The 2,446-nt window shown below is 68.8% G+C and carries 2 protein-coding genes; both read right to left on the minus strand.

The features are described from left to right. Positions 1–80: 80 nt before the first annotated feature. Positions 81–1,448: an L-serine ammonia-lyase gene (locus tag C2L59_RS15595; RefSeq protein WP_103350230.1), complete on the minus strand. Its 1,368-nt coding sequence runs from the start codon at positions 1,446–1,448 to the stop codon at positions 81–83. A 14-nt stretch (positions 1,449–1,462) separates the two neighbouring features. Beyond that, the coding region (lipA, locus tag C2L59_RS15600; protein ID WP_199199089.1) for a lipoyl synthase at positions 1,463–2,446 on the minus strand (984 nt) is incomplete at its 5' end.

The raw sequence follows: 2,446 nt of genomic DNA on the forward strand, positions 1-2,446 counted from the left end.
GGCCGGCGAGCCGGCCCTCCGCCCACCGCCGCCGGTCGGGCCGCGCCGAGCCGGTCCCCATCGGCAGCCGCGCAGCCGCGTCAGCACTCGATGACGTTCACCGCCAGGCCGCCGCGGGCGGTCTCCTTGTACTTCACGCTCATGTCCGCGCCCGTCTCGCGCATCGTCTTGATCGCCTTGTCCAGGGTCACCACGTGGCTTCCGTCCCCGCGCATCGCCATCCGGGCCGCGTGGATGGCCTTCGAGGCCCCCACCGCGTTGCGCTCGATGCACGGGATCTGGACCAGGCCGCCCACCGGGTCGCACGTCAGGCCCAGGTGGTGCTCCACGCCGATCTCGGCCGCGTTCTCGACCTGGGCCGGCGTTCCGCCGAGGACCTCGGTCAACCCCGCCGCCGCCATGGCCGAGGCCGAACCCACCTCGCCCTGGCAGCCGACCTCCGCGCCCGAGATCGAGCCCGTCTGCTTGAGGATCGAGCCGATCGCGCCCGCCGTGAGCATGAACTTCACGATGCCGTCGTCGGTCGAGTGGCGGATGAAGCGCTGGTAGTAGTGCAGCACCGCCGGGATGATGCCCGCCGCGCCGTTGGTCGGGGCCGTCACCACGCGGCCGCCCGCCGCGTTCTCCTCGTTGACCGCCAGTGCGTACAGGCTCACCCAGTCCATCGCGTACAACGGGTCGTCCGCGCCGTCCTCGGCCAGCAGCTTCTCGTGCAGCGCCCGCGCCCGCCGCGGGACCTTCAGGCCGCCCGGCAGGACGCCTTCGTGCGTGCAGCCGTTGCGGACGCACTCCGCCATGACCGCCCAGATGTCCAGCAGCCCCGAACGCACCTCGGCGGCCGTGCGCCAGGACAGCTCGTTCGCCAGCATCACCTCGCTGATCGACAGCCCCGTGGCGGCGCAGTGCCCGAGCAGGTCCGCGCCCGTGCGGAACGGGTACGGCACCGGGGTCGAGTCCTCGACGAAGACCGTGTCCGTTTCGTACGACTCGTCGCGCACGAAGCCGCCGCCGACCGAGTAGTACGTGCGTTCGCGCAGCAGCGCGCCCGACGCGTCGAACGCGCGGAACACCATGCCGTTCGGGTGCGCGGGCAGCGACTTGCGGCGGTGCATGGTGAGGTCGGTGTCCTCGTCGAACGCGATCTCGTGCGTGCCGCCCAGTACCAGCCGGCCGGCTCCGCGGATGTCCGCGATGCGCCCCGGCACGGTGTCGGTGTCGATCTCTTCGGGACGTTCACCGGACAGCCCGAGCAGGACGGCTTTGTCGCTGCCGTGGCCGAAGCCGGTCGCGCCGAGCGAGCCGAACAGCTCGGCCTGGACGCGGGACACCGAGGTGAGCTCCGCACCGAGTCCGTCCACAAAGGTCAGTGCCGCCCGCATCGGCCCGACGGTGTGGGAGCTCGACGGGCCGATGCCGATGGAAAACAGGTCGAAGACGCTGATCGCCATTGATCCGCCCCTTCCTATCGGGCCAGCAGCGAGCTGGCCTCTTGCGAAGCCGGGCCCTGGTCGGCGAGGTGGGCCAGGTTCTCCGGCAGCTCTTCTCCACGGTAACGCTTGGTCTGGGCGTAAAGCCGTCCCGCGCGGTACGACGAGCGCACCAACGGCCCCGCCATGACACCCGCGAAACCCATCGCCTCGGCCGCCTGAGAATGCTCCACGAACTCCTCCGGCTTCACCCACCGATCCACCGGATGATGCCGCGGCGAGGGACGCAGATACTGCGTGATCGTCAAAATCTCACAACCCGCATCCACCAGATCCTGCATCGCCGGCGCCACCTCGTCCGGCGTCTCACCCATACCCAAGATCAAATTCGACTTCGTCACCAACCCGGCCTCACGCGCCGCAGTGATGACCTCCAACGACCGCGCATACCGGAACCCGGGACGAATGCGCTTGAAAATCCGCGGCACCGTCTCCACGTTGTGCGCCAGAACCTCCGGCCGCGACCCGAACACCTCCGCCAACTGCTCCGGATCCGCGTTGAAGTCCGGGATCAACAGCTCGACACCCGTCCCGGGGTTGAGAGCGTGAATCTGCCGAACAGTTTCCGCGTACAGCCACGCGCCACCATCGGAGAGGTCATCCCGGGCGACACCGGTGACCGTCGAATACCGCAAGCCCATGGCCTGCACCGACTCCGCAACCTTCCGCGGCTCGGAACGGTCCAACGCCGCCGGCTTACCCGTATCGATCTGGCAGAAATCACAGCGCCGGGTGCACTGGTCGCCACCGATCAGGAACGTCGCTTCCCGGTCTTCCCAGCATTCGTAGATGTTGGGACAACCGGCCTCCTCACAGACCGTGTGCAAACCCTCGCGGCGCACGAGACCCTTGAGCTCGGTGAACTCCGGCCCCATCCGCACCCGCGTCTTGATCCACGACGGCTTCTTCTCGATCGGCGTCTCACTGTTGCGAACCTCGAGACGCAGCAGCTTCCGGCC

It is taken from the genome of Amycolatopsis sp. CA-128772 (assembly GCF_002904295.1).
Lineage (GTDB): Bacteria > Actinomycetota > Actinomycetes > Mycobacteriales > Pseudonocardiaceae > Amycolatopsis.